The 26313-nt window shown below is 59.2% G+C and carries 28 protein-coding genes; 27 read left to right on the top strand and 1 reads right to left on the bottom strand.

From position 1 onward, the window contains the following. Window positions 1–79: 79 nt before the first annotated feature. The 6 genes from queA to U6037_RS23520 all read left to right on the top strand — a co-directional run bounded on the left by queA (window position 80) and on the right by U6037_RS23520 (window position 6183). Window positions 80–1144: a tRNA preQ1(34) S-adenosylmethionine ribosyltransferase-isomerase QueA gene (gene queA, locus U6037_RS23545; RefSeq protein ID WP_007916915.1), complete on the top strand. Its 1065-nt coding sequence runs from the start codon at window positions 80–82 to the stop codon at window positions 1142–1144. 14 nt (window positions 1145–1158) lie between these two features. Continuing rightward, a complete protein-coding gene (gene tgt / locus U6037_RS23540) occupies window positions 1159–2274 on the top strand; it encodes a tRNA guanosine(34) transglycosylase Tgt (protein ID WP_163004798.1) in 1116 nt (371 codons plus the stop codon). A gap of 43 nt (window positions 2275–2317) precedes the next feature. Further along, window positions 2318–2656, top strand: coding sequence for a preprotein translocase subunit YajC (gene yajC, locus U6037_RS23535; protein ID WP_007916913.1), 339 nt, complete (start codon window positions 2318–2320; stop codon window positions 2654–2656). 64 nt (window positions 2657–2720) lie between these two features. Continuing rightward, window positions 2721–4589 (top strand): protein translocase subunit SecD, encoded by a 1869-nt coding sequence (gene secD / locus U6037_RS23530; RefSeq protein ID WP_322844707.1) that lies wholly within the window; start codon window positions 2721–2723, stop codon window positions 4587–4589. A gap of 9 nt (window positions 4590–4598) precedes the next feature. Then, window positions 4599–5513, top strand: coding sequence for a protein translocase subunit SecF (gene secF, locus U6037_RS23525; protein WP_007916909.1), 915 nt, complete (start codon window positions 4599–4601; stop codon window positions 5511–5513). A gap of 121 nt (window positions 5514–5634) precedes the next feature. Continuing rightward, entirely contained in the window at window positions 5635–6183 is a 549-nt protein-coding gene (locus U6037_RS23520; protein ID WP_007916907.1) for a glycine zipper 2TM domain-containing protein, read from the top strand. Window positions 6184–6433: 250 nt separating this feature from the next. Here U6037_RS23520 and suhB read toward each other — a convergent pair whose 3' ends face one another. After that, on the bottom strand, window positions 6434–7252 hold the full coding sequence (gene suhB / locus U6037_RS23515) for an inositol-phosphate phosphatase (RefSeq protein WP_322844706.1): 819 nt from the start codon (window positions 7250–7252) through the stop codon (window positions 6434–6436). 145 nt (window positions 7253–7397) lie between these two features. Between suhB and trmJ the strand changes: the two genes are divergently transcribed. From trmJ to U6037_RS23410, 21 genes are all read left to right on the top strand, one after another. Further along, entirely contained in the window at window positions 7398–8168 is a 771-nt protein-coding gene (gene trmJ / locus U6037_RS23510) for a tRNA (cytosine(32)/uridine(32)-2'-O)-methyltransferase TrmJ (RefSeq protein ID WP_008084663.1), read from the top strand. 3 nt (window positions 8169–8171) lie between these two features. After that, window positions 8172–8948 (top strand): serine O-acetyltransferase, encoded by a 777-nt coding sequence (cysE, locus tag U6037_RS23505; RefSeq protein ID WP_007916901.1) that lies wholly within the window; start codon window positions 8172–8174, stop codon window positions 8946–8948. Between the two features lie 245 nt (window positions 8949–9193). After that, a complete protein-coding gene (iscR, locus tag U6037_RS23500; RefSeq protein WP_003227911.1) occupies window positions 9194–9685 on the top strand; it encodes a Fe-S cluster assembly transcriptional regulator IscR in 492 nt (163 codons plus the stop codon). 47 nt (window positions 9686–9732) lie between these two features. Further along, window positions 9733–10947: an IscS subfamily cysteine desulfurase gene (locus U6037_RS23495; protein WP_158960936.1), complete on the top strand. Its 1215-nt coding sequence runs from the start codon at window positions 9733–9735 to the stop codon at window positions 10945–10947. A gap of 101 nt (window positions 10948–11048) precedes the next feature. Then, complete coding sequence (gene iscU / locus U6037_RS23490; protein WP_007916892.1) at window positions 11049–11435, top strand: Fe-S cluster assembly scaffold IscU; 387 nt, start codon at window positions 11049–11051, stop codon at window positions 11433–11435. 34 nt (window positions 11436–11469) lie between these two features. Next, window positions 11470–11793, top strand: coding sequence for an iron-sulfur cluster assembly protein IscA (iscA, locus tag U6037_RS23485; protein ID WP_003227904.1), 324 nt, complete (start codon window positions 11470–11472; stop codon window positions 11791–11793). Window positions 11794–11801: 8 nt separating this feature from the next. Then, window positions 11802–12323 (top strand): co-chaperone HscB, encoded by a 522-nt coding sequence (gene hscB / locus U6037_RS23480; protein WP_108226534.1) that lies wholly within the window; start codon window positions 11802–11804, stop codon window positions 12321–12323. A 51-nt stretch (window positions 12324–12374) separates the two neighbouring features. Further along, window positions 12375–14240, top strand: a complete 1866-nt coding sequence (gene hscA / locus U6037_RS23475; protein ID WP_322844705.1) for a Fe-S protein assembly chaperone HscA — start codon at window positions 12375–12377, stop codon at window positions 14238–14240. Further along, a complete protein-coding gene (gene fdx, locus U6037_RS23470; protein ID WP_007916885.1) occupies window positions 14240–14581 on the top strand; it encodes an ISC system 2Fe-2S type ferredoxin in 342 nt (113 codons plus the stop codon). The genes hscA and fdx overlap by 1 nt, the downstream gene beginning before the upstream one ends. A gap of 14 nt (window positions 14582–14595) precedes the next feature. Next, the gene (iscX, locus tag U6037_RS23465) at window positions 14596–14796 is read left to right on the top strand and encodes a Fe-S cluster assembly protein IscX (RefSeq protein ID WP_322844704.1); all 201 of its coding nucleotides are present in this window, start codon (window positions 14596–14598) and stop codon (window positions 14794–14796) included. Window positions 14797–14884: 88 nt separating this feature from the next. Further along, entirely contained in the window at window positions 14885–15310 is a 426-nt protein-coding gene (ndk, locus tag U6037_RS23460) for a nucleoside-diphosphate kinase (protein ID WP_007916882.1), read from the top strand. Between the two features lie 28 nt (window positions 15311–15338). Then, window positions 15339–16487, top strand: coding sequence for a 23S rRNA (adenine(2503)-C(2))-methyltransferase RlmN (gene rlmN / locus U6037_RS23455; RefSeq protein ID WP_322844703.1), 1149 nt, complete (start codon window positions 15339–15341; stop codon window positions 16485–16487). Between the two features lie 12 nt (window positions 16488–16499). Then, entirely contained in the window at window positions 16500–17258 is a 759-nt protein-coding gene (pilW, locus tag U6037_RS23450) for a type IV pilus biogenesis/stability protein PilW (protein ID WP_242206759.1), read from the top strand. Beyond that, the gene (locus tag U6037_RS23445; RefSeq protein WP_322844702.1) at window positions 17258–18301 is read left to right on the top strand and encodes a RodZ family helix-turn-helix domain-containing protein; all 1044 of its coding nucleotides are present in this window, start codon (window positions 17258–17260) and stop codon (window positions 18299–18301) included. Before pilW ends, U6037_RS23445 begins: the two co-directional genes overlap by 1 nt. A gap of 3 nt (window positions 18302–18304) precedes the next feature. Continuing rightward, window positions 18305–19414, top strand: coding sequence for a flavodoxin-dependent (E)-4-hydroxy-3-methylbut-2-enyl-diphosphate synthase (ispG, locus tag U6037_RS23440; protein ID WP_003227888.1), 1110 nt, complete (start codon window positions 18305–18307; stop codon window positions 19412–19414). A 37-nt stretch (window positions 19415–19451) separates the two neighbouring features. Continuing rightward, window positions 19452–20741 carry a histidine--tRNA ligase gene (gene hisS, locus U6037_RS23435; protein WP_322844701.1) on the top strand — a complete coding sequence of 430 codons (1290 nt, stop codon included), beginning with the start codon at window positions 19452–19454 and terminating at the stop codon, window positions 20739–20741. A gap of 41 nt (window positions 20742–20782) precedes the next feature. After that, on the top strand, window positions 20783–21424 hold the full coding sequence (locus U6037_RS23430) for a YfgM family protein (RefSeq protein ID WP_038362971.1): 642 nt from the start codon (window positions 20783–20785) through the stop codon (window positions 21422–21424). Further along, window positions 21417–22568, top strand: a complete 1152-nt coding sequence (gene bamB / locus U6037_RS23425; protein ID WP_034156262.1) for an outer membrane protein assembly factor BamB — start codon at window positions 21417–21419, stop codon at window positions 22566–22568. The genes U6037_RS23430 and bamB overlap by 8 nt, the downstream gene beginning before the upstream one ends. A 139-nt stretch (window positions 22569–22707) precedes the next feature. Then, entirely contained in the window at window positions 22708–24177 is a 1470-nt protein-coding gene (gene der / locus U6037_RS23420; protein ID WP_016984367.1) for a ribosome biogenesis GTPase Der, read from the top strand. Between the two features lie 144 nt (window positions 24178–24321). After that, window positions 24322–25470, top strand: coding sequence for a pyridoxal phosphate-dependent aminotransferase (locus U6037_RS23415; protein WP_322844700.1), 1149 nt, complete (start codon window positions 24322–24324; stop codon window positions 25468–25470). Next, on the top strand, window positions 25458–26249 hold the full coding sequence (locus U6037_RS23410; protein WP_322844699.1) for an amidohydrolase: 792 nt from the start codon (window positions 25458–25460) through the stop codon (window positions 26247–26249). The genes U6037_RS23415 and U6037_RS23410 overlap by 13 nt, the downstream gene beginning before the upstream one ends. Window positions 26250–26313 lie beyond the last annotated feature (64 nt).

Here is a 26313-nt window from a genome sequence, read left to right as displayed (position 1 = left end):
TTACCGTCGGTCAATCAGGTACATAGAGAATTTTCGATATTTCCGCTAGACTTTCCGGCCCTGCTAGACGAACCCCATCATGCGCGTTGCTGACTTTACTTTCGAGCTCCCTGATTCGCTGATCGCCCGCCACCCTTTGGCCGAGCGTCGCGGTAGCCGCCTGCTGACCCTTGACGGGCCGAGCGGCGCCCTCGCACACCGTCAATTCACTGATTTGCTTGAGCATTTGCGCCCGGGCGATTTGATGGTGTTCAACAATACCCGGGTGATTCCGGCGCGGCTGTTCGGGCAGAAAGCCTCGGGCGGCAAGCTGGAAATCCTTGTTGAGCGGGTGCTCGATACGCACCGCGTGCTGGCCCATGTGCGTTCCAGCAAGTCGCCGAAGCCGGGTTCGAAGATTCTTATCGATGGCGGTGGCGAGGCAGAAATGCTCGCGCGTCACGATGCGTTGTTCGAGCTGGGCTTCGCTGAAGAAGTGTTGCCGCTGCTTGATCGCGTCGGGCACATGCCGTTGCCTCCTTATATAGACCGCCCGGACGAAGGCTCGGATCGCGAGCGTTATCAGACCGTGTACGCCGAGAAACTCGGTGCGGTGGCGGCGCCGACGGCGGGGCTGCATTTCGATCAGTCGCTGATGGAAGCGATTGCTGCGAAGGGCGTCGAGACCACATTCGTCACGCTGCACGTGGGCGCGGGGACGTTCCAGCCAGTGCGCGTCGAGAAGCTTGAAGATCACCACATGCACACCGAGTGGCTGGAAGTCGGCCAGGATGTGGTCGATGCAGTCGCAGCGTGCCGTGCGCGCGGTGGTCGGGTGATTGCTGTCGGCACCACCAGCGTGCGTTCGCTGGAAAGTGCCGCGCGCGATGGCGTGCTCAAGCCGTTCAGTGGCGACACCGATATCTTTATCTTCCCGGGCCGGCCGTTCCATGTGGTCGATGCCCTGGTGACCAATTTCCATTTGCCGGAATCCACGCTGTTGATGCTGGTTTCGGCATTTGCCGGTTATCCCGAGACCATGGCGGCCTACAAGGCTGCCGTCGACAACGGTTACCGCTTTTTCAGCTACGGTGATGCGATGTTCATCACCCGTAATCCCGCACCTACTGCCCCTAAAGAAACCGGCCCAGAGGAAACAGAATGAGTCGCGAATGTCGCATGTCCTTTGAACTTCTGGCCACCGATGGCAAGGCCCGTCGTGGTCGTCTGACCTTCCCGCGTGGCACCGTCGAGACCCCGGCGTTCATGCCGGTGGGCACTTACGGCACGGTCAAGGGCATGTTGCCGCGTGACATCGTTGCCACCGGCGCAGAAATCATTCTGGGCAACACCTTCCACCTGTGGCTGCGTCCTGGCACCCAAGTGATCAAGGAACACGGCGACCTGCACGATTTCATGCAGTGGAAAGGCCCGATCCTCACTGACTCCGGTGGCTTCCAGGTGTTCAGCCTCGGCGCGATGCGTAAGATCAAGGAGGAGGGCGTGACCTTCGCCTCCCCGGTCGACGGCGCCAAAGTGTTCATGGGTCCGGAAGAATCGATGCAGGTGCAGCGCGATCTCGGCTCCGACATCGTGATGATTTTCGACGAATGCACGCCGTACCCGGCTGACGAAGACGTTGCGCGCGTTTCGATGGAATTGTCGCTGCGCTGGGCCCAGCGCTCTAAAAATGCCCACGGTGAAAACACCGCGGCGCTGTTCGGCATCGTTCAGGGTGGCATGCACCAGGATCTGCGCATGCGCTCGCTCGAAGGCCTCGACAAGATCGGCTTTGATGGCCTGGCCATTGGCGGTCTGTCGGTGGGCGAGCCGAAGCACGAAATGATCAAAGTGCTGGATTATCTGCCGGGTATGATGCCGGCTGACAAACCTCGTTACCTTATGGGCGTTGGCAAACCGGAAGATCTGGTTGAGGGTGTGCGCCGCGGTGTGGACATGTTCGATTGCGTGATGCCAACCCGTAATGCCCGCAATGGGCATCTGTTCATTGATACAGGCGTGCTGAAGATCCGTAACGCGTTCCATCGCCATGATGAATCGCCGCTGGATCCGACCTGCGATTGCTATACCTGCCAGAACTTCTCCCGCGCTTATCTGCATCACCTGGACAAGTGCGGCGAAATGCTGGGAAGCATGCTCAATACCATCCATAACTTGCGCCATTATCAGGTGCTGATGGCTGGTTTGCGCGAGGCTATTCAACAGGGTACATTGGCCGCCTTTGTCGATGCCTTCTACGCCAAACGCGGGCTCCCCGTTCCGCCTTTGGACTGAGTTTTCTGACCCCAAGATTCAACATTTGCAACTGGAGTGCTAAATGAGCTTTTTTATCTCTAACGCCATGGCTGACGCGGCTGCACCGGCTGCTGCCGGCCCAATGGGCGGCGGTTTCGAGTGGATTTTCCTGGTCGGCTTCCTGGTCATTTTCTACCTGATGATCTGGCGTCCACAGGCCAAGCGCGCCAAAGAGCAGAAGAACCTGCTGAGCAGCCTGCAGAAGGGCGACGAAGTGGTCACCACCGGCGGCATCGCTGGCAAGATCACCAAAGTAGCCGATGACTTCGTGGTTCTGGAAGTTTCCGACACCGTGGAAATGAAGTTCCAGAAAGGCGCCATCGCCGCCACGCTGCCAAAAGGCACGCTGAAAGCGATCTGAAGCAACAACTTCTACTCAATCGACGGGGCGCGCAAGGCGCCCCGCGTTCATAACGGGCGGCGTGATGCTGAACAAATATCCTCTGTGGAAATACATTCTGATCCTGGCGGTGCTGGCGGTCGGTCTGATTTATTCCGCTCCCAATCTTTATCCTGATGACCCGGCCATTCAGGTCAGCGGTGCAAGCACTGCGCTGCAAGTCAATCAGGCTGACCTGGACCGTGTGAGCACTGCGCTCAAGGAATCCGGGATCAACGTCAAGGCAGCCACGCTGGCGGCAAACGGCAAGGGCGGTCTGATCCGTCTGAGCAAGGCTGAAGACCAGCTGCCGGCCAAAGACGTTGTGCGCAAGGCGTTGGGTGATGACTACGTCGTCGCGCTGAACCTGGCACAGACCACCCCGCAATGGCTGCGCAATCTGGGCGCGCACCCGATGAAGCTGGGTCTGGACTTGTCCGGTGGTGTGCACTTCCTGCTGGAAGTGGACATGGACAAAGCCCTCGATGCACGCCTGAAAGTCTACGAAGGCGACGTCAAGAGCCTGCTGCGTAAAGAAAAGCTGCGCTATCGCAGTCTGCCGCAACTGGGCGGTGCCATTCAGTTGGGCTTCAGCGATGAAGATTCCCGCGAACAGGCCCGTGCACTGATCCGCAAGAACTTCAACGATTTCGACATTGTTCCGGCCGACCTCAACGGTCAACCGGTGCTGCGTCTGGCGATGACCCCGGCCAAGCTGGCGGAAATCCGTGAATACTCCATCAAGCAGAACTTGACCACGGTACGTAACCGCGTCAACGAGCTGGGTGTTGCCGAACCGATCGTGCAGCGTCAGGGCGCCAACCGCATCGTGGTTGAGCTGCCGGGCGTGCAGGACACTGCCGAAGCCAAGCGTATTCTCGGCAAGACGGCCAACCTTGAGTTCCGTCTGGCTGCAGAGCCCGGTGCTTCGAAAGCCACTTCGGAAACCTTTGAGTTCCGTGAGGGCAATCGTCCGCCAGCACAGATCGAGCGTGGTCTGATCATCACCGGTGACCAGGTCACCGACGCCAAGGCCGGTTTCGGCGAGCACGGCACACCTGAAGTGAACATCCGTCTGGATGGTCACGGTGGTGAACTGATGAGCCGCGCTACTCGTTCGAACGTCGGTCGCAGCATGGCGGTGATCTTCATCGAGCAGCGTCCGGTCACCACTTACACCAAGCAAGTGGTCGATGGCGTCGAGAAAGACGTTGCGGTGCAAACGTTCAAGGAAGAGAAGAAGATCATCAGCCTGGCGACCATTCAGTCGCCGCTGGGTGCTCAGTTCCGCATCACTGGCCTGAACGGTCAGGGCGAATCGTCCGAACTGGCGCTGCTGCTGCGTGCCGGTGGTCTGGCCGCACCGATGTACTTCGCTGAAGAACGCACCATCGGCCCGAGCCTGGGTGCTGACAACATCACCAAAGGTATCGATGCGTCGCTGTGGGGCATGTTGTTCGTGTCGCTGTTCATCATCGCCATCTACCGCTTCTTCGGCATCATCGCCACTGTCGCACTGGCGGTGAACATGGTGCTGCTGCTGGCCCTGATGTCGCTGCTGGGTGCAACGCTGACCCTGCCGGGTATCGCCGGTATCGTGTTGACCATGGGTATGGCGGTCGACGCCAACGTGCTGATCTTCTCGCGGATCCGTGAAGAGATCGCCGCCGGCATGACCGTGCAGCGTGCAATCAACGAAGGCTTCGGCCGGGCATTCACCGCGATTCTCGACGCCAACCTGACTACCTTGTTGGTCGGCGGGATTCTCTTTGCCATGGGCACCGGCCCGGTCAAAGGTTTCGCAGTGACCATGTCCCTCGGGATCTTTACCTCGATGTTCACGGCCATCATGGTGACCCGCGCAATGGTCAACCTGATCTTCGGCGGACGTGACTTCAAGAAGTTGTGGATTTAAGGGGCTGCCATGTTACGTACAATCAACTTCATGGGCGTTCGCAACTTCGCGTTCGGCGTCACAGTGTTTCTCACGTTGCTGGCTATGTTCAGTGTCGCTACCAAGGGCATGAACTGGGGCCTGGACTTCACCGGCGGTACGCTCATCGAGCTGACCTACGAGCGTCCGGCCGACGTTACCAAGGTGCGTGAGCAGCTGGCGACGTCGGGTTACCACGAAGCCATCGTGCAGAGCTTCGGTGCGACTACCGATCTGCTGGTGCGGATGCCGGGTGAAGACCCGCAGCTGGGTCATCAGGTCGCGGAAGCGCTGCTGAAGGTCGGCGGCGACAACCCGGCGACGGTCAAGCGTGTCGAGTTCGTCGGCCCGCAGGTCGGTGAAGAGCTGCGCGACCAGGGCGGCCTCGGCATGCTGCTGGCGCTCGGCGGTATCCTGATCTACCTGGCTTTCCGCTTTCAGTGGAAGTTCGCGGTCGGCGCCATTGTTTCGCTGATTCACGACGTGATCGTAACCATCGGTATCCTGTCGTACTTCCAGATCACTTTCGATCTGACCGTGCTGGCGGCGGTGCTGGCGATCATCGGTTACTCGCTGAACGACACCATCGTGGTATTCGACCGGGTTCGTGAGAACTTCCGTGTGCTGCGCAAGGCAACGCTGATCGAGAACATCAACATCTCGACCACGCAGACTTTGCTGCGCACCATGGCGACGTCGATCTCGACTTTGCTGGCGATCGCGGCACTGCTGTTCTTCGGCGGTGACAACCTGTTCGGCTTCTCGATCGCGCTGTTTATCGGCGTTCTGGCGGGTACCTACTCGTCGATCTACATCGCTAACGTGGTGCTGATCTGGCTGAACCTGACTACCGAGGATCTGATTCCTCCGGCCAACACCGAGAAGGAAGTCGACGACCGTCCATAACGGCCATCGTTTTCCCGGCTGTCAGCCCAAGAAAGGCGCGAGTTGAACTCGCGCCTTTTTTTATGCTCCAAGGCTGGGAGAAGCGCGGGCGCGTCCCGCATGTGATGGTCAGGAGGTTCATGTGAACAAGTCGTTGCTGGTTGGTGCGGTATTGGGTGCTGTCGGTGTGACTGCCGGGGGTGCTGTTGCCACCTACAGCCTGGTTAAAAGCGGCCCTGAGTATGCGCAAGTATTGGCCGTTGAACCGGTTAAAACACAGATCAAGACTCCACGTGAAGTGTGCAAGGACGTGACAGTGACTCGTCAGGCACCGGTAAAAGATCAACACCAGATTGCCGGTACCGTCGTCGGTGCGCTGGCAGGTGGTTTGCTGGGTAATCAGATTGGCGGCGGCACCGGCAAGAAGATTGCCACGGTAGCCGGTGCGGTCGGTGGCGGTTATGCGGGGAACAAGGTGCAGGAAGGCATGCAAGAGCGTGACACCTACACCACCACGCAAACCCGCTGCAACACGGTCAATGACATCAGCGACAAAGTCGTCGGTTACGACGTGCGTTACTCGCTCGATGGCAAGGAAGGCAAAGTGCGGATGGATCGCGATCCGGGCAACCAGATTCCGGTCGACAAGGAAGGCAAGCTGATTCTGTCGCAGAATGAGCCGGCTCAGTAATTACCGGCTGTTTTAAAAAGAAGCACCCTGCGGGGTGCTTTTTTTGTGCCCGCCATTTAAGCCACGCAACAAATCCCCTGTAGGAGTGAGCCTGCTCGCGATAGCTATTTATCATTCGATGCAGGTGGTGGCTGATACACCGCTATCGCGAGCAGGCTCACTCCTACATTGGTCCCGTGGTGTGGCGGGTGACGAATTCCAGACATAAAAAAAGCACCCCGAAGGGTGCTTTTTTCGTCTCGCCGGAAGCTTAGCGCTTCAGCGAAGCCGGCAGGTGCGGCTGGATCGCCGTCAGTACTGCCTTGAAGCATTTGGTGTTGCCGGCAACGATGTGGCCTTTTTCAAGGAAATCGTGACCGCCGGTGAAGTCGCTCACCAAGCCGCCAGCTTCTTGAATCAGCAGGGCGCCTGCAGCCATGTCCCACTCGGACAGACCCGATTCCCAGAACGCGTCGAAACGACCGGCAGCTACATAAGCCAGGTCCAGGCTAGCCGAACCGGCGCGGCGGATGCCGGCAGTCTGGCCAACCAGGGCGCGGAACATGCCCAGGTAGTTTTCCAGGTTGTCCATTTGATCGTCACGGAACGGGAAGCCAGTGCCGAGCAGAGCGCCGTCGAGGCTGGTGCGACCGCTGACGCGCAGACGACGACCGTTCAGTTGGGCGCCGCGACCACGGCTGGCGGTGAATTCTTCCTGGCGAACCGGGTCCAGAACCACTGCGTGTTCCAGGCGACCGCGGTATTTGCAGGCGATGCTGACAGCGAAGTGCGGAATGCCACGCAGGAAGTTGGTGGTGCCGTCCAGCGGATCGATGATCCACAGGTACTCTTCGCCTTCGATGCCGGTGCCGGCGTGCAGGCCAGTCTCTTCACCCTGGATCGAGTGATTCGGGTAAGCCTTGCGCAGGGCATCGATGATTTTCTGTTCAGCGGCGCGATCCACCTCGGATACATAATCCTTGGCGTCTTTTTCGTCGACCTTGATGGTATCCAGGCGCTCGATGGAGCGGAAGATCAGTTCACTGGCGCTGCGGGCGGCGCGCAGCGCGATATTCAGCATGGGCTGCATGGATGTGTCACCTAAGGTTGTTAAAGAAAGCCGCGCATTCTATCAGAACTTTTCTTCAGGTGAAGGACGCTGTTCGCTTTCATAGCTTAACGGTAGGCTGTTCTGTAAGATTTGCACCCCTTTCCTGTGTCCGAGAGCGCCTCCCTTGCTGCAGAACATTCGTGTTGTCCTGGTCAATACCAGCCACCCCGGCAATATCGGCGGGGCCGCGCGCGCCATGAAAAACATGGGTCTGTCGCGACTGGTGCTGGTCGAACCGCGCCTGTTTCCGCATCACGAGGCCGATGCTCGCGCCTCTGGTGCCGGTGACATCCTTGAAAACGCGCAAGTCGTCGCCACCCTGGAAGACGCCTTGGTCGGCTGCAATCTGGTGCTCGGCACCAGCGCCCGCGATCGCCGCATTCCGTGGCCACTGCTGGATCCGCGCGAGTGCGGCACCAAAGTGGTTGAGGAAGCCGGGCAGGGCGCCGAAATTGCTTTGGTGTTCGGTCGTGAAGATTCCGGCCTGACCAATGACGAACTGCAGCGATGTCACTTTCACGTGCACATCCCCTCCGACCCGGAGTTCAGCTCGCTGAACCTCGGCGCGGCGGTGCAGGTGTTGAGCTACGAAGTGCGCATGGCCTGGCTGGCCGCTCAAGGTCAGCCGAGCAAGATCGAGAAAGAGGAAGTGGCTTCGGTGAAAAGCGCCGAGCTGGCGACCATGGATGAACTGGAACGCTTTTATGAGCATCTGGAGCAGACGCTGGTCGCCATCGAATTCCTCGATCCGGAAAAACCGCGACACTTGATGGCGCGCCTGCGCCGGTTGTACGGACGCAGCTCGGTCAGCCGGGCGGAAATGAATATTTTGCGTGGCATCCTCACGGAAACCCAAAAAGCGGCCCGTGGTGAGCTTCTTAAGCGGAAGGACTAAATGATGTTTGAGCGTTTGCGTGAAGATATCCAGAGCGTGTTCCATCGAGACCCGGCGGCGCGTAACGCTTTTGAAGTCCTGACCTGCTACCCCGGCATGCATGCGATCTGGATTCATCGATTGGCCGGCATGCTGTGGCGCAACGAACTGAAATGGCTGGCGCGGCTGGTGTCGAACTTCGGTCGCTGGTTGACCGGGATCGAGATTCATCCGGGGGCCAAGGTCGGTCGTCGCTTCTTTATCGACCATGGCATGGGCATCGTTATTGGTGAAACGGCTGAGATTGGCGATGACGTGACCATTTATCAGGGCGTGACCCTGGGTGGCACAAGCTGGAACAAAGGCAAGCGCCACCCGACGCTGGGCGATGGCGTGGTTGTCGGGGCGGGCGCCAAGGTGCTCGGCCCGTTCACGGTCGGCGCCGGTGCCAAAGTCGGTTCCAATGCCGTGGTGACCAAGGAAGTACCGCCGGGCGCCACTGTTGTCGGTATTCCCGGGCGCATCATCGTCAAATCCGACGAAGAGCAGGACGCCAAGCGCAAGGCCATGGCCGAGAAGATCGGTTTCGATGCCTACGGCGTCAGCGAAGACATGCCTGACCCGGTGGCGCGCGCCATCGGTCAGTTGCTCGATCACCTGCAAGCGGTGGACGGGCGTCTGGAGGGGATGTGCGGTGCGCTGAAGGATCTTGGCAGCAATTACTGTGCGAAAGATCTGCCTGAACTGCGTGAAGAAGACTTCGCCTGCGTCAAAGGCAAAGACGAGTCCAAAGCCAGCTAAGCCCTGTTTAGGAGCTGCCGAAGGCTGCGATCTTTTGATCTTATGGAAGGCAAAGTCAAAAGATCGCAGCCTTCGGCAGCTCCTACAGAGGCTTGCGCCGGCCGGTGTGCCATTAGGCCGCAGACCCTGCTATCATTCGCGCGCTCTTTTGCGGGTAATCCTGACTAAAGTACTAGGTCTTAAAGTTGACTTAAATACTCGGGAATTGCATACTCGCCCCATTCTGAACTCCGTGGTAACTGTCCATGCGACTGACTACAAAAGGCCGATACGCCGTGACCGCCATGCTTGACCTGGCGTTGCACGCGCAGCACGGGCCGGTGTCCCTGGCCGATATCTCCGAGCGCCAAGGCATCTCCCTGTCCTACCTCGAACAGCTGTTCGCCAAGCTGCGCCGCAGCAACCTGGTTTCCAGCGTTCGCGGTCCGGGTGGTGGCTACCAGTTGTCCCGCGACATGCAGGGCATCCAGGTCGCCCAGGTGATCGATGCGGTAAACGAATCGGTTGATGCCACCAAGTGCCAGGGCCAAGGCGATTGCCATTCCGGCGACACCTGCCTGACCCACCATCTGTGGTGCGATTTGAGCCTGCAGATTCACGAATTTCTAAGTGGTATCAGCTTGGCTGATCTTGTGACTCGCCGTGAGGTGCAAGAAGTAGCCCAGCGTCAGGACCAGCGCCGTTGCAACAGCAAGGCGCCACGCCTGGACAAGATTGAAGCGTCCGCCGTCGAATGACAGCCAGAGAGCTAGCGGCACGCCAGCCCTGATTTAGGAGATAGTCCATGAAATTGCCGATTTACCTTGATTACTCTGCGACCACCCCGGTTGATCCGCGTGTTGCGCAAAAAATGAGTGAATGCCTGCTTGTCGACGGAAACTTCGGTAACCCGGCGTCCCGTTCTCACGTATTCGGCTGGAAGGCTGAAGAGTCCGTCGAAAACGCCCGTCGTCAGGTGGCCGATCTGGTCAACGCCGACCCGCGCGAAATCGTCTGGACCTCGGGCGCTACCGAGTCCGACAACCTGGCTATCAAGGGTGCGGCACATTTCTACGCCTCCAAGGGCAAGCACCTGATCACCTCCAAGATTGAGCACAAGGCTGTCCTCGACACCATGCGCCAACTGGAGCGTGAAGGTTTCGAAGTGACCTACCTCGAGCCGACCGAAGACGGTCTGATCACTCCGGCGATGATTGAAGCTGCACTGCGTGAAGACACCATTCTGGTCTCCGTGATGCACGTGAACAACGAAATCGGCACCGTCAACGACATCGCTGCGATCGGCGAAATGCTCCGCGCCAAGGGCATTCTGTTCCACGTCGACGCCGCTCAGTCCACTGGCAAGGTCGAGATCGACCTGCAGAAGCTGAAAGTCGACATGATGTCGTTCTCCGCCCACAAAACCTACGGCCCTAAAGGCATCGGTGCGCTGTACGTCAGCCGCAAGCCGCGTGTGCGCATCGAAGCGACCATGCACGGCGGCGGTCACGAGCGTGGCATGCGTTCCGGTACGCTGGCGACCCACCAGATCGTCGGCATGGGCGAAGCGTTCCGTGTGGCCAAAGAAGACATGGCTGCCGAAAACGTCCGTATCAAAGCCTTGAGCGACCGCTTCTACAAGCAGGTCGAGCATTTGGAAGAACTGTACGTCAACGGCAGCCTGACCGCCCGCGTTCCGCACAACCTGAACCTGAGCTTCAACTACGTTGAAGGCGAGTCGCTGATCATGGCGCTCAAGGATCTGGCGGTATCGTCCGGTTCGGCCTGCACCTCGGCGTCGCTTGAGCCTTCGTACGTACTGCGCGCTCTGGGCCGCAACGACGAACTGGCACACAGCTCGATCCGCTTCACCTTCGGCCGTTTCACCACCGAAGAAGAAATCGACTACGCCGCGCAGAAAGTCTGCGAGGCCGTTACCAAGCTGCGCGCTCTGTCGCCGCTGTGGGACATGTACAAAGACGGCGTCGATATCTCGAAAATCGAGTGGGCGGCACACTAAATATAGAAGCCGCCAGATACAGATCCTGTAGCGACGCGGCGGTTTACGCAGCGCAGTTGCAGGGTCTCAAGAGCGGCCCTGATGAGTGAGGATTGAGAATCATGGCTTACAGCGAAAAGGTCATCGACCACTACGAAAACCCGCGCAACGTCGGCAAGATGAACGCGGAAGATCCTGATGTCGGCACCGGCATGGTCGGCGCTCCGGCGTGCGGCGACGTGATGCGTCTGCAAATCAAGGTCAACGACGCTGGCATCATCGAAGATGCCAAGTTCAAGACCTACGGCTGCGGTTCGGCTATCGCTTCCAGCTCCCTCGCCACCGAGTGGATGAAGGGCAAGACTCTGGACGAAGCAGAAACCATCAAGAACACTCAGCTGGCCGAAGAACTGGCCCTGCCGCCAGTGAAGATTCACTGCTCGGTACTGGCTGAAGACGCTATCAAAGCGGCTGTTCGCGATTACAAGCAGAAGAAAGGCTTGATCTGACTTTCAGGATTTGGCGACGAGTAAGGAGTCACCGATGGCTATCAGCATGACAGAAGCGGCTGCTCGACACGTGCGGCGCTCCCTCGACGGGCGCGGCAAAGGTGAAGGGATTCGTCTGGGTGTTCGCACCACAGGCTGTTCCGGCCTTGCCTACGTGCTGGAGTTTGTCGACGAGGTGGTTGCAGAGGATCAGGTGTTCGAGAGTCACGGCGAAAAAGTGATTATCGACCCGAAAAGCCTCGCCTACCTGGACGGCACCGAGCTCGATTTCGTCAAGGAAGGGTTGAACGAAGGCTTCAAGTTCAACAACCCCAACGTACGCGGTGAGTGTGGCTGCGGCGAAAGCTTCAACATCTGAGGCTTGTCGTGGGTATTCCTTGTCATTTCGCTTTATTCGAGCTGCAACCGGGTTTCCGTCTGGATCTCGAGCAGTTGGCCGCGCGCTATCGTGAGTTGGCGCGCGGCGTTCATCCTGACCGCTTTGCCGATGCTTCCGAGCGTGAGCAGCGCTCGGCACTCGAGCAGTCTGCTCGGCTCAACGACGCCTATCAGACGCTCAAGAGTCCGGCCCAGCGCGCACGCTACCTGCTGACCATCAGCGGGCATGAAGTGCCGATGGAGGTCACGGTCCATGATCCCGAGTTTCTTCTGCAGCAGATGCAATGGCGCGAAGAGCTCGAAGACCTCCAGGACAGTGCCGACCTCGACGGTGTCGCGGTGTTCAAGCGGCGCTTGAAAGTGGCTCAGGAAGAACTCAATGAAAGCTTCGCAGCCTGTTGGGATGATGCAGCGCAACGTGAGCAGGCCGAACGCCTGATGCGGCGCATGCAGTTCCTCGACAAGCTCACCTACGAAGTGCGCCAGTTAGAAGAGCGCCTCGACGATTAACCCAGTGCCGCTCCGGTCGCACGCCTGATATACAGATAAGTCCTGATCACGATGGCCCTACTGCAGATCGCCGAACCCGGCCAAAGTCCTCAACCGCACCAGCGTCGTCTGGCTGTGGGGATTGACTTGGGCACTACCAATTCGCTGGTCGCTGCGTTGCGCAGTGGTCTTTCCGAGCCGCTGGCTGACGCAAGCGGGCAGGTCATCCTGCCGTCCGCTGTGCGTTACCACGCCGATCGCGTCGAAGTCGGCGAGTCGGCCAAACTGGCTGCCGCCTCCGATCCCTTGAACACCGTGCTGTCGGTCAAGCGCTTGATGGGTCGTGGTCTGTCCGACGTCAAGCAATTGGGCGAACAACTGCCATACCGCTTTGTCGGTGGCGAGTCGCACATGCCGTTCATCGACACCGTGCAGGGCCCGAAAAGCCCGGTCGAAGTCTCCGCCGATATCCTCAAGGTCCTGCGTCAGCGCGCTGAAGCGACGTTGGGTGGCGAACTGGTTGGCGCGGTGATCACCGTTCCTGCTTACTTCGACGATGCTCAGCGCCAGGCCACCAAGGATGCGGCGAAACTCGCCGGTCTCAACGTGCTGCGTCTGCTCAACGAGCCAACCGCAGCCGCTGTGGCCTACGGTCTGGATCAACACGCTGAAGGCCTGGTCGCAATTTATGATCTCGGCGGCGGCACCTTCGATATTTCGATTCTGCGTCTGACTGGCGGTGTTTTCGAAGTTCTGGCCACTGGCGGCGACAGTGCGCTGGGCGGCGATGACTTCGATCACGCGATTGCCGGCTGGATCATCGAAAGCGCGGGCCTGTCTGCCGATCTCGATCCGGGCGCACAACGCAATCTGCTGCAAACCGCTTGTGCGGCCAAAGAAGCCCTGACCGATGCGGCCAGCGTTGAAGTGGCTTACGGCGACTGGAAAGCACCGCTGACCCGTGAAGCCTTCGATGCGCTGATCGAGCCAATGGTCGCGTGCAGCCTGAAAGCCTGCCGTCGCGCCGTTCGCGATTCCGGCATTGAGCTGGAAGACGTGCACGCCGTGGTCATGGTCGGCGGCTCGACGCGCGTGCCGCGTGTTCGCGAAGCCGTTGCCGAAGCCTTTGGTCGTCAGCCTTTGACTGAAATCGATCCGGATCAAGTGGTGGCCATCGGTGCCGCGATCCAGGCCGATACCCTGGCTGGCAACAAGCGTGATGGCGGCGAACTGCTGCTGCTCGACGTGATTCCGCTGTCCCTGGGGCTGGAAACCATGGGTGGCCTGATGGAAAAGGTGATTCCGCGCAACACCACCATCCCCGTCGCACGCGCACAAGATTTCACCACGTATAAAGACGGTCAGTCGGCCATGGCGATCCACGTCCTGCAGGGTGAGCGCGAGCTGATCAGTGACTGCCGCTCGCTGGCGCGCTTCGAATTGCGTAGCATTCCAGCGATGGTGGCCGGCGCAGCGAAAATTCGCGTGACCTTCCAGGTCGATGCCGACGGTCTGCTCAGCGTGTCTGCCCGTGAGTTGGGTTCGGGCGTTGAGGCGAGCATCCAGGTCAAACCGTCCTACGGTCTGACCGACGGCGAAATCGCCAAGATGCTCAAGGATTCGTTCCAGCACGCCAATGACGACAAGGTCGCCCGCGTTCTGCGCGAGCAGCAAGTCGATGCCCAGCGCCTGATCGAAGCGGTGCAGGGGGCTCTGGAGGCTGATGGCGAGCGTTTGCTCGACGCCGAAGAGCGCATGGTCATCGACCTGCAACTGCAGGAACTGGCCGAACTGATGAAAGGTACCGATGGTTACGCCATCGAGCAGCAGACCAAGCGTCTGTCGCAAGTGACCGATGCTTTTGCTGCCCGCCGCATGGATCTGACGGTGAAAGCCGCTCTGTCGGGGCGCAATCTGAATGAAATCGAGGATATCTGATGCCGCAGGTCATTTTTCTGCCCCACGAGAAGTTCTGCCCTGAAGGCATGGTGGTCGAGGCTGCGCCCGGCACTTCGATTCTCGAACTGGCCCACGAACACCACATCGAGATGGAAAGCGCCTGCGGCGGCGTCTGCGCTTGCACCACTTGCCACTGCATCATCCGCGAGGGTTTCGACTCGATGGAAGAGGCGGACGAGCTGGAAGAAGACTTCCTCGATCGTGCCTGGGGTCTGGAAGCGCAATCGCGTCTGGCTTGCCAGGCTATCGTTGGTGAAGAAGACATCACCGTCGAAATTCCGAAATATTCGCTTAACCATGCGGCTGAAGCGCCGCACTGACTGGTAAGACTGTCATGAGCTACGGTTGGAATGATGTTCAACGTATTGCAGAAGAACTGGCCGAGGCCAAGCCGGGTGTAGATCCGTATTCTGTCAATTTCGTCGAGTTGCAGCAGTGGATCAAAGAGCTGCCTGACTTCGACGCTAACTCTGGCCGTGTCGGCGAGAAGGTGTTGGAAGCGGTTCAGACGCTCTGGGCTGAAGAATTGGACTGATCGTCCTCGCAGGTTAGGCAATACCCAAGAACCCGCGTATAATTCGCGGGTTTAATTTTTCGCAAATTACCGTTTCTGGAGTTACACCATGGCTGTTCAACGCACTTTCTCCATCATCAAGCCTGACGCTGTTGCAAAAAACGTCATCGGCGAAATCACCACTCGTTTCGAAAAAGCCGGCCTGCGCGTTGTAGCTTCGAAACTCAAGCAACTGTCCAAAGCTGAAGCTGAAGGCTTCTACGCTGAGCACAGCGCTCGTGGTTTCTTCGGCGACCTGGTTGCTTTCATGATCTCCGGTCCTGTTGTTGTTCAGGTTCTGGAAGGCGAAAACGCTATCGCTCTGAACCGTGAGCTGATGGGCGCTACCAACCCTAAAGAAGCTGCTGCCGGCACCATCCGCGCTGACTTCGCTGATTCCATCGACGCCAACGCTGTTCACGGTTCGGACTCCGAAGCCGCAGCTGCTCGTGAAATCTCGTACTTCTTCGCAGCTACTGAAGTAACCACTCGCTAAGCATTGGCTTAAGAGTGAAGGTGAATCCATGACTACATCGACTGTAAAAACCAACCTGCTGGGTCTGACTCAACAGGAAATGGAAAAATTCTTCGACTCAATCGGGGAGAAGCGTTTCCGTGCCGGTCAGGTAATGAAATGGATTCACCACTTTGGTGTCGATGATTTCGACGCCATGACGAACGTCAGCAAGGCCTTGCGCGACAAGCTCAAGGCTATTGCTGAGGTCCGTGGTCCGGAAGTGGTCAGCGAGGACATCTCCAGCGACGGCACCCGTAAGTGGGTGGTGCGCGTGGCGTCCGGCAGCTGCGTCGAGACCGTGTACATTCCCCAGGGCAAACGCGGCACTCTGTGCGTTTCGTCCCAGGCAGGCTGTGCCCTGGATTGCAGTTTCTGCTCCACCGGCAAGCAAGGCTTCAATAGCAACCTCACCGCCGCCGAAGTCATCGGCCAGGTGTGGATTGCCAACAAATCTTTTGGCAGCGTCCCGGCAACCGTCGACCGTGCCATCACCAACGTGGTGATGATGGGCATGGGTGAGCCGCTGCTGAACTTCGACAACGTCGTCGCCGCCATGCATCTGATGATGGATGACCTCGGCTACGGGATCTCCAAGCGCCGCGTGACCCTGTCCACCTCGGGCGTGGTGCCGATGATCGATGAGCTGGCCAAGCACATCGACGTGTCCCTGGCGTTGTCGCTGCACGCACCGAATGACGCATTGCGTAACCAATTGGTGCCGATCAACAAGAAATATCCGCTTAAGATGCTGCTCGAGTCGTGCCAGCGCTACATGTCCGCCCTTGGCGAGAAACGTGTGCTGACCATCGAGTACACCTTGCTCAAGGACATCAACGACAAGGTTGAACACGCCGTCGAGATGATCGAGCTGCTGAAGAACATTCCGTGCAAGATCAACCTGATTCCGTTCAACCCGTTCCCGCATTCCGGGTACGAGCGCCCGAGTAACAACGCGATCCGTCGTTTCCAGGATCAGTTGCATCAGGCCGGTTTCAACGTCACTGTCCGCACCACCCGTGGTGAAGACATCGACGCCGCATGTGGTCAATTGGTAGGGCAGGTGCTGGATCGCACCCGTCGCAGCGAACGTTACATCGCCTTGCGCGAGTTGAGCGCCGACAGCGATCTGGCACAGAACGCCGCGAACACTAACTAAGAGAGGATCTCTATGTCCCTGCGCTTTGCGCTGCTGTTGCTGTTGGCCAGCCTGTGTGCTGGTTGTGTCCTGTCGGGTGACTACAACCCGATGAAGACCAGCAAGGGCCGCGATGAAGCGCGGGCTGCCTACGTGCAGCTGGGGCTGGGATACTTGCAGCAAGGCATGACCGAGCGGGCCAAGGTGCCGCTGAAGAAGGCGCTGGACATCGACGGTTCCGATCCTGATGCCAACGCGGCCCTCGGCTTGGTGTTCCAGTCCGAAATGGAGCCTGAGCTGGCCGACGAACACTTCCGCAAGGCTTTGTCCTCCCGTCCCGCCGATGCGCGCATCCTCAACAACTACGGCAGTTTTCTCTACGAACAACAGCGTTATAAAGAAGCCTACGAGCGTTTTGAACAGGCCGCCGCCGATACCCTGTATCCTGAGCGTTCGCGTGTGTTCGAAAACCTCGGCATGACCGCCGCGAAGCTCGGTCAGCGTGATCTGGCGCAGCAACAGCTGGAAAAGGCACTGCGTTTGAATCGTCAACAACCGCGCGCATTGCTGGAAATGGCTGAGTTGTCCTTCGAAGACAGGCATTATGTGCCCGCACGTGACTATTACGACCGTTTCAGCCTGCTGACCGAACAAAATGCACGTAGTCTATTGCTCGGCGTTCGGCTGGCAAAAGTGTTTGAAGATCGCGACAAGGCCGCCAGTTATGGCCTGCAACTAAAACGACTCTATCCCGGTACGCCGGAATATCAGCAATACCTGTCGGAGCAATGATGAAAGCGGCGCATCCCGAAGTTGTAGCAGCGAATCGCGTTAACCCCGGTGAGACCCTGCGCCAGGCCCGCGAAAGCAATGGCTGGTCGCTGGCTGAAGTGGCCCTCAAGCTCAACCTCACCGTGACCTCCCTGAGCAACCTTGAAGCCGGCGCTTTCGACAAGCTGCCGGGGCATACCTTCGCTCGCGGCTACATTCGCGCCTATGCCAAATTGCTCGGCATGGACCAGACCGTTCTGGTTCAGCAGTTCGACCAGTCCACTGGCACCGATTCCCAGGGCAGCAATGTTCACGCCCTCGGCCGTATCGAAGAGCCGGTGCGGGTTTCCCACACCATTTTGCGTATTGTCAGCCTGCTGTTGCTGATTGCGGTCATCGGCGGCGGCTTTGTCTGGTGGCAGGATCAGACGTCGCTACGCACCAAGGATCTGGCTTCTCTTGCGCCTGAGCACGTTGAAGTCGAAGGGGCTGACGGCACCACCCAGATTCACCCGATCGATGAGCCGGAAGATCAGGCCGTCGAGGAAAATCAGACTGACAGTTCGACTGCATTGGCATTGCCGCAGTCTGAAACTACCGCTGAATCGACCGGCGCCGAAGCGGCCTCCCCGGCAACCGCTCCAACTGCACCGGCTGCTCCGGCTGTAACGCCGACCGCCCCGGTTCATACGCCAGCCCCGGTTGTCGTCAATCCGGCCACGCCGGCGCCAAGCGTTCCTGCTACGCCAGCGCCAACCGTTACCGCTCCGGTAGTGCCAGCAACTCCCGCCCCAACCGCAGAAGCGGCCGCTCCCGTTGCTGGCGAAGGCCAGGTGCAATTGCAGTTCAGCGCCGATTGCTGGGCACAAGTCACCGATGGCCGTGGCAAAGTACTGTTCAGTGGTCTGAAGCATAAAGGCGACAACGTATCGGTTTCCGGCAAGCCGCCGCTCAACGTGCGTCTGGGCGTTGCCCGCGCCGCACAGGTCAGCTACAACGGCCAACCGGTCGATATCGCTCCGTTCACCAGTGGCGAGACTGCTCGCCTGAAGTTGGGTCAATAAGTCATGCACGGCGAATCTCCAATCAAACGTCGCGTTTCGCGCAAGATCTGGGTCGGCAACGTACCGGTGGGCGGCGATGCGCCGATCGCTGTGCAGAGCATGACCAACAGCGACACCAATGACGTTGCCGCCACTGTTGCGCAAATCAATCGTCTGGAAGCCGCCGGCGTCGACATTGTTCGCGTTTCGGTACCGGACATGGACGCCGCCGAGGCGTTCGGCAAGATCAAACAACTGGTCAAGGTGCCGCTGGTTGCCGATATCCACTTCGACTACAAGATCGCCTTGCGCGTGGCCGAACTGGGTGTGGACTGCCTGCGCATCAACCCGGGCAACATCGGTCGCGAAGACCGCGTGCGTGCCGTGGTTGATGCTGCGCGTGATCGCGGCATTCCGATCCGCATCGGCGTCAACGCCGGTTCGCTGGAAAAAGACCTGCAAAAGAAATACGGCGAGCCGACGCCAGCCGCGCTGGTCGAATCGGCCCTGCGCCACGTTGAACACCTCGAGCGCCTGAATTTTCAGGACTTCAAGGTTAGCGTGAAGGCCTCCGACGTGTTCATGGCCGTCGAAGCCTACCGCTTGCTGGCGAAAGAAATTGTCCAGCCGCTGCACCTGGGCATCACCGAAGCCGGTGGATTGCGTTCGGGCACAGTGAAATCCGCCGTGGGCCTAGGTATGCTGCTCGCCGAAGGGATTGGCGATACTATCCGCATCTCGTTGGCGGCCGACCCGGTCGAAGAAGTGAAAGTCGGTTACGACATTCTCAAGTCTTTGCATCTGCGTTCCCGTGGCATCAACTTCATCGCCTGCCCGAGTTGCTCGCGGCAGAACTTCGATGTGGTGAAAACCATGAACGAGCTGGAAGGGCGCCTTGAAGACCTGCTGGTGCCGCTGGATGTCGCGGTGATCGGTTGCGTGGTCAACGGCCCCGGCGAAGCCAAGGAAGCCCATATCGGCTTGACCGGCGGTACGCCAAACCTGATTTACATCGACGGCAAGCCGTCGCAGAAACTGACGAATGACAATCTGGTGGACGAGCTGGAAAAGCTGATCCGCCAGAAAGCGGCCGAAAAGGTCGAAGCTGACGCTGCGGTTATTGCGCGCGGCTGAGCCTGACTGAAGCGCCGAACGAATTTAAGGATTTAAAGTGAGCAAGTCTCTGCAAGCCATTCGTGGCATGAACGACATCCTGCCCGAACAGACCCCGCTGTGGCGTTATTTCGAGGGCACCGTCGCGCGTCTGCTGGATAACTACGGTTACAAGCAGATTCGCATGCCGATCGTCGAGTTCACCGAGCTGTTCAAACGCTCGATCGGTGAAGTCACCGACATCGTCGAAAAAGAGATGTACACCTTCGAAGACCGCAACGGCGACTCCCTGACCCTGCGTCCGGAAGGCACCGCGGCGTGCGTGCGAGCTGTGCTCGAGCACGGCATCACCGGCGGTGGCCAGGTGCAGAAACTCTGGTACATCGGCCCGATGTTCCGCCACGAGCGTCCGCAGAAAGGTCGTTATCGCCAGTTCCACCAGATCGGTCTGGAGGTGTTCAACCTCGACGGTCCGGACATCGACGCCGAGCTGATCACCATGACCTGGCGCCTGTGGGGCGAGCTGGGCATTCGTGATGCGGTCAAGCTCGAACTCAACAGCCTCGGCACCAGCGAGTCCCGTGGTCGCTACCGTGAAGCGCTGGTCGAGTATCTCTCGGCGCACCACGACAAGCTCGACGAAGACAGCCAGCGTCGCCTGAAAACCAACCCGCTGCGCGTGCTCGACACGAAAAATGCCGACACTCAAGCGGTGCTGGTCGATGCGCCGAAGATGGCCGACTACCTCGACGATGAGTCCCGTGCGCACTTCGAAGGTTTGAAGTCGCGTCTGGATGCCGTCGACATTCCATACGTGCTCAACCCGAAACTGGTTCGCGGCCTCGATTACTACAGCAAAACCGTTTTCGAATGGGTCACCGACAAGCTCGGCGCTCAGGGCACTGTTTGCGCGGGCGGCCGTTACGACGGTTTGGTCGAGCAAATGGGCGGCAAGCCGACCACCGGCGTTGGTTTCGCCATGGGCATCGAGCGTCTGGTGTTGATGCTGGAAACCCTGGAGCAGATCCCGGAAGAAATCTCCCGTCAGGTCGATGTCTACCTCTGCGCCTTCGGTGAAGAAGCCGAGCTGGCCGGTCTGGCCCTGGCTGAACGTGTTCGTGATCAACTTCCAAACCTGCGTCTGCAAGTCAATGCCGGCGCCGGCAGCTTCAAAAGCCAGTTCAAGAAGGCCGACAAGAGCGGTGCGCTGTACGCACTGATCCTCGGTGACGACGAAATGGCCCAGCAAGTGGTAGGTTTCAAACCCCTGCGTGGCCAGGGCGAACAACAAAGCATTGCCTGGGATGCGCTCGCCGCTCACCTGGCCACCTGCGTCGTGCAGGGTTGAAGCTGTCCAAACAGCCGATTTAGCGATTAAGGAGTATTGGGGTGTCGAGTACCGAAGACGAACAGTTGGCGGATTTGAAGGACTGGTGGACACGCAACGGCAAACCTCTGGTCACCGGCGGCCTGTTGGCGCTGGTCATCGTGTTCGGCTGGCAGGCATATCACAAGTACCAGAGCAACCAGTCGCAAGGCGCCTCGGTGCTCTATCAGCAATTGCTGGAAACTACGCTGACGCCTGACGGCAAGCCTGATGCTGCCCGCGTTGCGGATCTGGCCGGCAAGCTCAACAGCGAATTCGGCGGTTCTGCCTATGCGCAGTACGGCAGCCTGTTCGTGGCCAAAGTGGCCGTGGACAGCGGCAAGCTGGACGACGCCGCTACCGAGCTGAAAGCCATCGTCGACAAACCGGCCAACCCGGCGCTGGGCGAAATCGCCCGTCAGCGTCTGGCGCAGGTACTCGGCGCACAGAACAAGGCTGAAGATGCTCTGAAACTGCTCGACGGCGACGCCGACAAAGCGTTCCTGGCGACTCGCGAAGAACTCAAGGGCGACCTGCTGGTGCAGCTGGGCCGTACCGATGACGCGAACAAGGCGTATCAAAAAGCCAAGGCGGCACTGTCGGATGAAGCGGCGGTCGGTGGCCTTCAAATCAAGCTCGACGACCTGGCCAAAGGGGATGCGTGACGTGATCCGTTGGAAGCATGCAGCATTGCTGGCTCTGGCCCTTCTGGCCGCGGGTTGCAGCAGCAACAGCAAAAAAGAATTGCCACCAGCCGAACTGACCGACTTCAAAGAAGAAGTGGTTCTGCACAAGCAGTGGAGTCGTTCGATCGGTGACGGTCAGGGCGAAACCTACAACATGCTGGTGCCGGCGATCGACGGTGACACCATCTACGCCGCCGATGTGACCGGTGTGGTGATGGCCATGGATCGCGGCAATGGCGATGTGAAGTGGAAGCAGGATCTTGATTTGCCTGTCTCCGGCGCCGTTGGCGTGGGTTACGGTCTGGTTCTGATCGGCACCCTGCGCGGTGAAGTCGTTGCTCTCGACACCAGCAACGGTGAAGAGAAGTGGCGCGCTCGCGTCAACAGCGAAGTCCTCGCGCCGCCGGCCAACAATGGCGACGTGGTGGTGGTGCAGACTCAGGACGATCGTCTGATCGGTCTGGATGCATCGACCGGTACTCAGCGCTGGGTGTATGACAGCACTCCGGCTGTATTGACCCTGCGTGGCACCAGTGCTCCGCTGGTCACCAACCGCCTCGCGGTGGCTGGCCTGTCGACTGGCAAAGTGGTCGCTCTGGACATTTCCAACGGCGTGCCGGTCTGGGAACAACGGATCGCGATTCCACAAGGTCGTTCGGAACTGGAACGCGTGGTCGACATCGACGGCGGTCTGCTGCTGTCCGGTGGCACGCTGTACGTTGCCAGCTATCAGGGTCGCGTGGCGGCACTGGATCTGGAAAGCGGTCGTCAACTCTGGCAGCGCGACGCGTCGAGCTACGCCGGTATCGCCCAGGGTTTCGGTAGCGTTTACGTGAGCCTGTCTTCGGGCACCGTTGAAGGCGTCGACGAACGTTCCACCACTGCATTGTGGAGCAACGATTCGCTGGCTCGCCGTCAACTGTCGGCTCCGGAAGTGTTCTCCAGCTATGTAGCAGTAGGTGACCTGGAAGGTTATCTGCACCTGCTGAGTCAGGTTGACGGCCGTTTCGTCGGCCGTGAGCGCATCGACAGCGACGGCCTGCGTGCCCGTCCGCTGGTGGTGGGTGACACGATTTATGTGTATGGCAACAGCGGCAAACTGGAAGCCCTGACCATCAAGTAACAACTATGCTTGGGGATAACACCCCAGGCAGCTTCACTCGTGGAAGTGGACCTGTTCACTCCCGCAGTGTTGCCCCGAGCACCAGCCGCTGCCTCGCAGCGGCTTTTGTATTTTCTGAAATAACGAAGTGGAGAGCCGCATGGTTCCCGTAATCGCCCTGGTGGGCCGACCGAACGTCGGCAAATCCACCTTGTTCAACCGCCTGACCAGGACTCGCGACGCCATCGTCGGCGACTTGTCCGGTCTGACCCGTGATCGCCAGTACGGTGAGGCCAAGTGGCAAGGGCGTTCCTACATTCTGGTCGACACCGGTGGTATCTCCGGTGACGAGCACGGTATGGACGAAAAAATGGCCGAGCAGTCGCTGCTGGCCATTGAAGAAGCCGATGTTGTGCTGTTCCTGGTAGATGCCAAGGCCGGTTTTACCGCCGCCGACCAGATGATCGCCGAACACCTGCGCAAACGTAACAAGCGTTCCTACGTGGTGGCCAACAAGGTCGACAACATCGACCCGGAAATGGCCCGCGCTGAATTCGCGCCTCTGGGCATGGGTCATGCGATCCCGATCGCCGGTGCTCACGGCCGTGGCATCACCCAGATGCTGGAAATCGCCCTGGGTGATTTCCCTAAAGACGAAGAAGAGCCGGAAGAAGGCGAAGAAGAGATCGTTGCCGAAGGCGAGGAAGCCAAGCGCATTCCTGGCCCGAGCGAAAAAGACGGGATCAAGATCGCGATCATTGGCCGGCCGAACGTCGGCAAGTCGACCCTGGTCAACCGCATGCTCGGTGAAGACCGGGTAATCGTTTATGACCAGCCAGGCACCACGCGCGACAGTATCTACATCCCGTTTGAACGCAATGAAGAGAAGTACACGCTGATCGACACCGCTGGTGTGCGCAAGCGCGGCAAGATCCACGAAGAAGTCGAAAAATTCTCCGTGGTCAAAACCCTGCAAGCGATCAAAGACGCCAACGTAGTGATCTTCGTGATGGACGCCCGCGAAGGCGTGGTCGATCACGACCTCAACCTGCTGGGCTTTGCCATCGAGTCGGGTCGTGCGCTGGTCATCGCGATCAACAAGTGGGACGGCATGACGCCGAGCGAGCGCGACTATGTGAAGGTCGAGCTGCAGCGTCGTCTGTTCTTCGTTGATTACGCCGACATCCACTTCATCTCGGCCCTGCACGGCACTGGCGTAGGCAACCTCTACGCTTCCGTACAGAACTCGTTCAAATCGGCGGTTACCCGCTGGCCGACCAACCGTCTGACCCAGATTCTGGAAGACGCGGTTGGCGAGCACGCGCCGCCGATGGTCAACAATCGCCGGATCAAGCTGCGCTACGCCCACTTGGGTGGTGCCAACCCGCCGATCATCGTGATCCACGGTAACCAGATCGAGAAAGTGCCGAAGTCGTATGTGCGCTATCTCGAGAACACCTACCGTCGTGTACTGAAGCTGGTCGGTACGCCGATCCGCATCGAGTTCAAGGGCGGCGAGAACCCGTACGAAGGCAACAAGACCACGCTGACCGACCGCCAGGTCAACAAGAAGCGTCGTTTGATGTCGCACCACAAAAAAGCTGACAAGAAGCGCCGCGACAAGAAATAAAAGCAGCTGCGAGTTTCGAGCTGCAAGCTTCAAGTCAAAGCAAAAAGGGCTCTTTTCAGAGCCCTTTTTTGTGTCTGACAGTTTGATGCTTGAAACTTGCAGCCTGGCGCTTGAAACTTGCAGCTCACCTGCAAGGGGCTACCGATGATCACCAGTAAGCTGCCGAATGTCGGCATCACGATTTTCACGCAGATGTCTCAGCTCGCGGCGCAGACCGGCGCGATCAACCTGTCTCAGGGCTTTCCTGATTTTGACGGCCCGCAGTCGTTGCGTGACGCAGTCGGTCGACACATCGCCAGTGGCCATAACCAGTATTCACCGATGACCGGTTTGCCGGCGCTGCGCGAGCAGATTGCGGCGAAAATCGCTCGCAGCTATGGCGTACAGGTCAATGCCGACAGCGAAGTGACGGTGACGCCGGGCGCGACCCAGGCGATCTTCTGTGCGATTCAGGCGGTTATCCACAGCGGCGATGAAGTCATCGTGTTCGATCCGTGCTACGACAGCTACGAACCGGCGACAGAGCTGGCGGGCGGTCGCTGCGTGCATGTGCAGTTGAACCCGGACGACTTTTCCATCGATTTCGACCAGCTCGCTGCGGCCCTGAGTCCGCGCACGAAAATGATCGTCATCAACACCCCGCACAACCCCAGCGGCGCGCTGATCAGTCGTGCCGAACTCGATCAACTGGCGGCGCTGATCCGTGATCGCGACATCTACCTGATCAGCGACGAAGTCTATGAACACCTGGTGTTCGACGGCGTGCCCCACGTCAGCGTGCTCGCCCATGAAGAGCTGTATCAGCGCGCGTTCGTGGTCAGCTCGTTCGGCAAGACCTATCACGTCACCGGCTGGAAGACTGGCTACGTCGTCGCGCCGCCAGCGTTGACGGCCGAACTGCGCAAAGTCCACCAGTACGTCAGTTTCTGCGGTGTCACTCCGCTGCAATATGCTCTGGCCGATTACATGGCCGAGCACCCGGAACACGTCGAAGAACTGCCGGGTTTCTATCAGGCCAAGCGCGACCTGTTCTGTGATCTGTTGACGCCGTCGCGCTTCACCTTCAAACGTGTCACCGGCACCTATTTCCAACTGGTCGATTACTCACAGATCCGTCCTGACCTGAATGACGTCGAGATGGCCATGTGGATGACCCGCGAGCACGGCGTGGCGAGTATTCCGGTGTCGGTGTTCTACCAGAATCCACCCGAAGGCCAGCGCCTGGTGCGCCTGTGCTTTGCCAAACGCGAGGAGACGCTGCGCGAAGCGGCGGCAAAACTATGCGTGATCTGAGTGCATTACCCGATCTCAACCTGGCGCTGATCCAGACCAGCCTGGCCTGGCACGATCGTCAGGCCAACTTCGAGCATTTCGAGCAGTTGCTGGAGCAGGCGCAGGGCGCGGATCTGATCATCCTGCCGGAAATGTTCACCACCGGATTCTCCATGGAGTCCGAAACCCTCGCCGAAACCGAGAATGGCCCGACCAGCAAATGGCTGCGGGCACAGGCTGCGAAGCTCAATGCGGTGATTACCGGCAGCGTGATCATCCAGGCCGCTGACGGCAGCCATCGTAATCGCCTGCTGTGGGCGCGACCGGACGGCGAAGTGTTGCACTACGACAAGCGCCACCTGTTTCGCATGGCCGGCGAGCACAACCACTACACCCCCGGCGAACGTCAGGTGCAGTTCGAACTCAAGGGCTGGCGGATTCGGCCATTGATTTGTTATGACCTGCGTTTCCCGGTGTGGAGCCGCGATGCGCAAGACACAGATCTGTTGCTGTATACCGCCAACTGGCCAGGCGCGCGACGTCTGCACTGGAATCGCCTGTTGCCAGCGCGAGCGATCGAAAACCTTTGTTATGTGGCGGCGGTGAACCGCGTCGGCACCGATGGCAAGGGTTTTGCCTACACCGGCGACAGTCAGGTGCTGGATTTCCAGGGGGAAACCTTGCTGGCGGCGGGGGAGGCGGACGGCGTGTTCAAGGCTGTGCTGGAAGCGGCTCCGCTCGCGGCGTATCGCGAGCGCTTCCCGGCGAATCTGGACGCCGACACCTTCGAGTTCACCTGAAAAGCAAAAGATCGCAGCCTTCGGCAGCTCCTACATGGCGTACGACATCACAATGTAGGAGCTG

The sequence above is a fragment of the Pseudomonas sp. B33.4 genome (genome assembly GCF_034555375.1).
Lineage (GTDB): Bacteria > Pseudomonadota > Gammaproteobacteria > Pseudomonadales > Pseudomonadaceae > Aquipseudomonas.
Note: the sequence above shows the minus strand (reverse complement) of the source record. Positions and strands in the feature narration are given on the sequence as shown.

Coding starts and splice junctions, on each gene's coding strand:
- ispG (WP_003227888.1), top strand. CDS start 18,305: ATGCACGGCGAATCTCCAATCAAACGTCGCGTTTCGCGCAAGATCTGG.
- bamB (WP_034156262.1), top strand. CDS start 21,417: ATGCGTGACGTGATCCGTTGGAAGCATGCAGCATTGCTGGCTCTGGCC.
- tgt (WP_163004798.1), top strand. CDS start 1,159: ATGTCCTTTGAACTTCTGGCCACCGATGGCAAGGCCCGTCGTGGTCGT.
- iscU (WP_007916892.1), top strand. CDS start 11,049: ATGGCTTACAGCGAAAAGGTCATCGACCACTACGAAAACCCGCGCAAC.
- U6037_RS23445 (WP_322844702.1), top strand. CDS start 17,258: ATGAAAGCGGCGCATCCCGAAGTTGTAGCAGCGAATCGCGTTAACCCC.
- secF (WP_007916909.1), top strand. CDS start 4,599: ATGTTACGTACAATCAACTTCATGGGCGTTCGCAACTTCGCGTTCGGC.
- iscX (WP_322844704.1), top strand. CDS start 14,596: ATGAGCTACGGTTGGAATGATGTTCAACGTATTGCAGAAGAACTGGCC.
- U6037_RS23415 (WP_322844700.1), top strand. CDS start 24,322: ATGATCACCAGTAAGCTGCCGAATGTCGGCATCACGATTTTCACGCAG.
- U6037_RS23495 (WP_158960936.1), top strand. CDS start 9,733: ATGAAATTGCCGATTTACCTTGATTACTCTGCGACCACCCCGGTTGAT.
- ndk (WP_007916882.1), top strand. CDS start 14,885: ATGGCTGTTCAACGCACTTTCTCCATCATCAAGCCTGACGCTGTTGCA.
- yajC (WP_007916913.1), top strand. CDS start 2,318: ATGAGCTTTTTTATCTCTAACGCCATGGCTGACGCGGCTGCACCGGCT.
- suhB (WP_322844706.1), bottom strand. CDS start 7,252: ATGCAGCCCATGCTGAATATCGCGCTGCGCGCCGCCCGCAGCGCCAGT.
- secD (WP_322844707.1), top strand. CDS start 2,721: ATGCTGAACAAATATCCTCTGTGGAAATACATTCTGATCCTGGCGGTG.
- iscA (WP_003227904.1), top strand. CDS start 11,470: ATGGCTATCAGCATGACAGAAGCGGCTGCTCGACACGTGCGGCGCTCC.
- fdx (WP_007916885.1), top strand. CDS start 14,240: ATGCCGCAGGTCATTTTTCTGCCCCACGAGAAGTTCTGCCCTGAAGGC.
- der (WP_016984367.1), top strand. CDS start 22,708: ATGGTTCCCGTAATCGCCCTGGTGGGCCGACCGAACGTCGGCAAATCC.
- cysE (WP_007916901.1), top strand. CDS start 8,172: ATGTTTGAGCGTTTGCGTGAAGATATCCAGAGCGTGTTCCATCGAGAC.
- iscR (WP_003227911.1), top strand. CDS start 9,194: ATGCGACTGACTACAAAAGGCCGATACGCCGTGACCGCCATGCTTGAC.
- pilW (WP_242206759.1), top strand. CDS start 16,500: ATGTCCCTGCGCTTTGCGCTGCTGTTGCTGTTGGCCAGCCTGTGTGCT.
- rlmN (WP_322844703.1), top strand. CDS start 15,339: ATGACTACATCGACTGTAAAAACCAACCTGCTGGGTCTGACTCAACAG.
- hscA (WP_322844705.1), top strand. CDS start 12,375: ATGGCCCTACTGCAGATCGCCGAACCCGGCCAAAGTCCTCAACCGCAC.
- queA (WP_007916915.1), top strand. CDS start 80: ATGCGCGTTGCTGACTTTACTTTCGAGCTCCCTGATTCGCTGATCGCC.
- U6037_RS23410 (WP_322844699.1), top strand. CDS start 25,458: ATGCGTGATCTGAGTGCATTACCCGATCTCAACCTGGCGCTGATCCAG.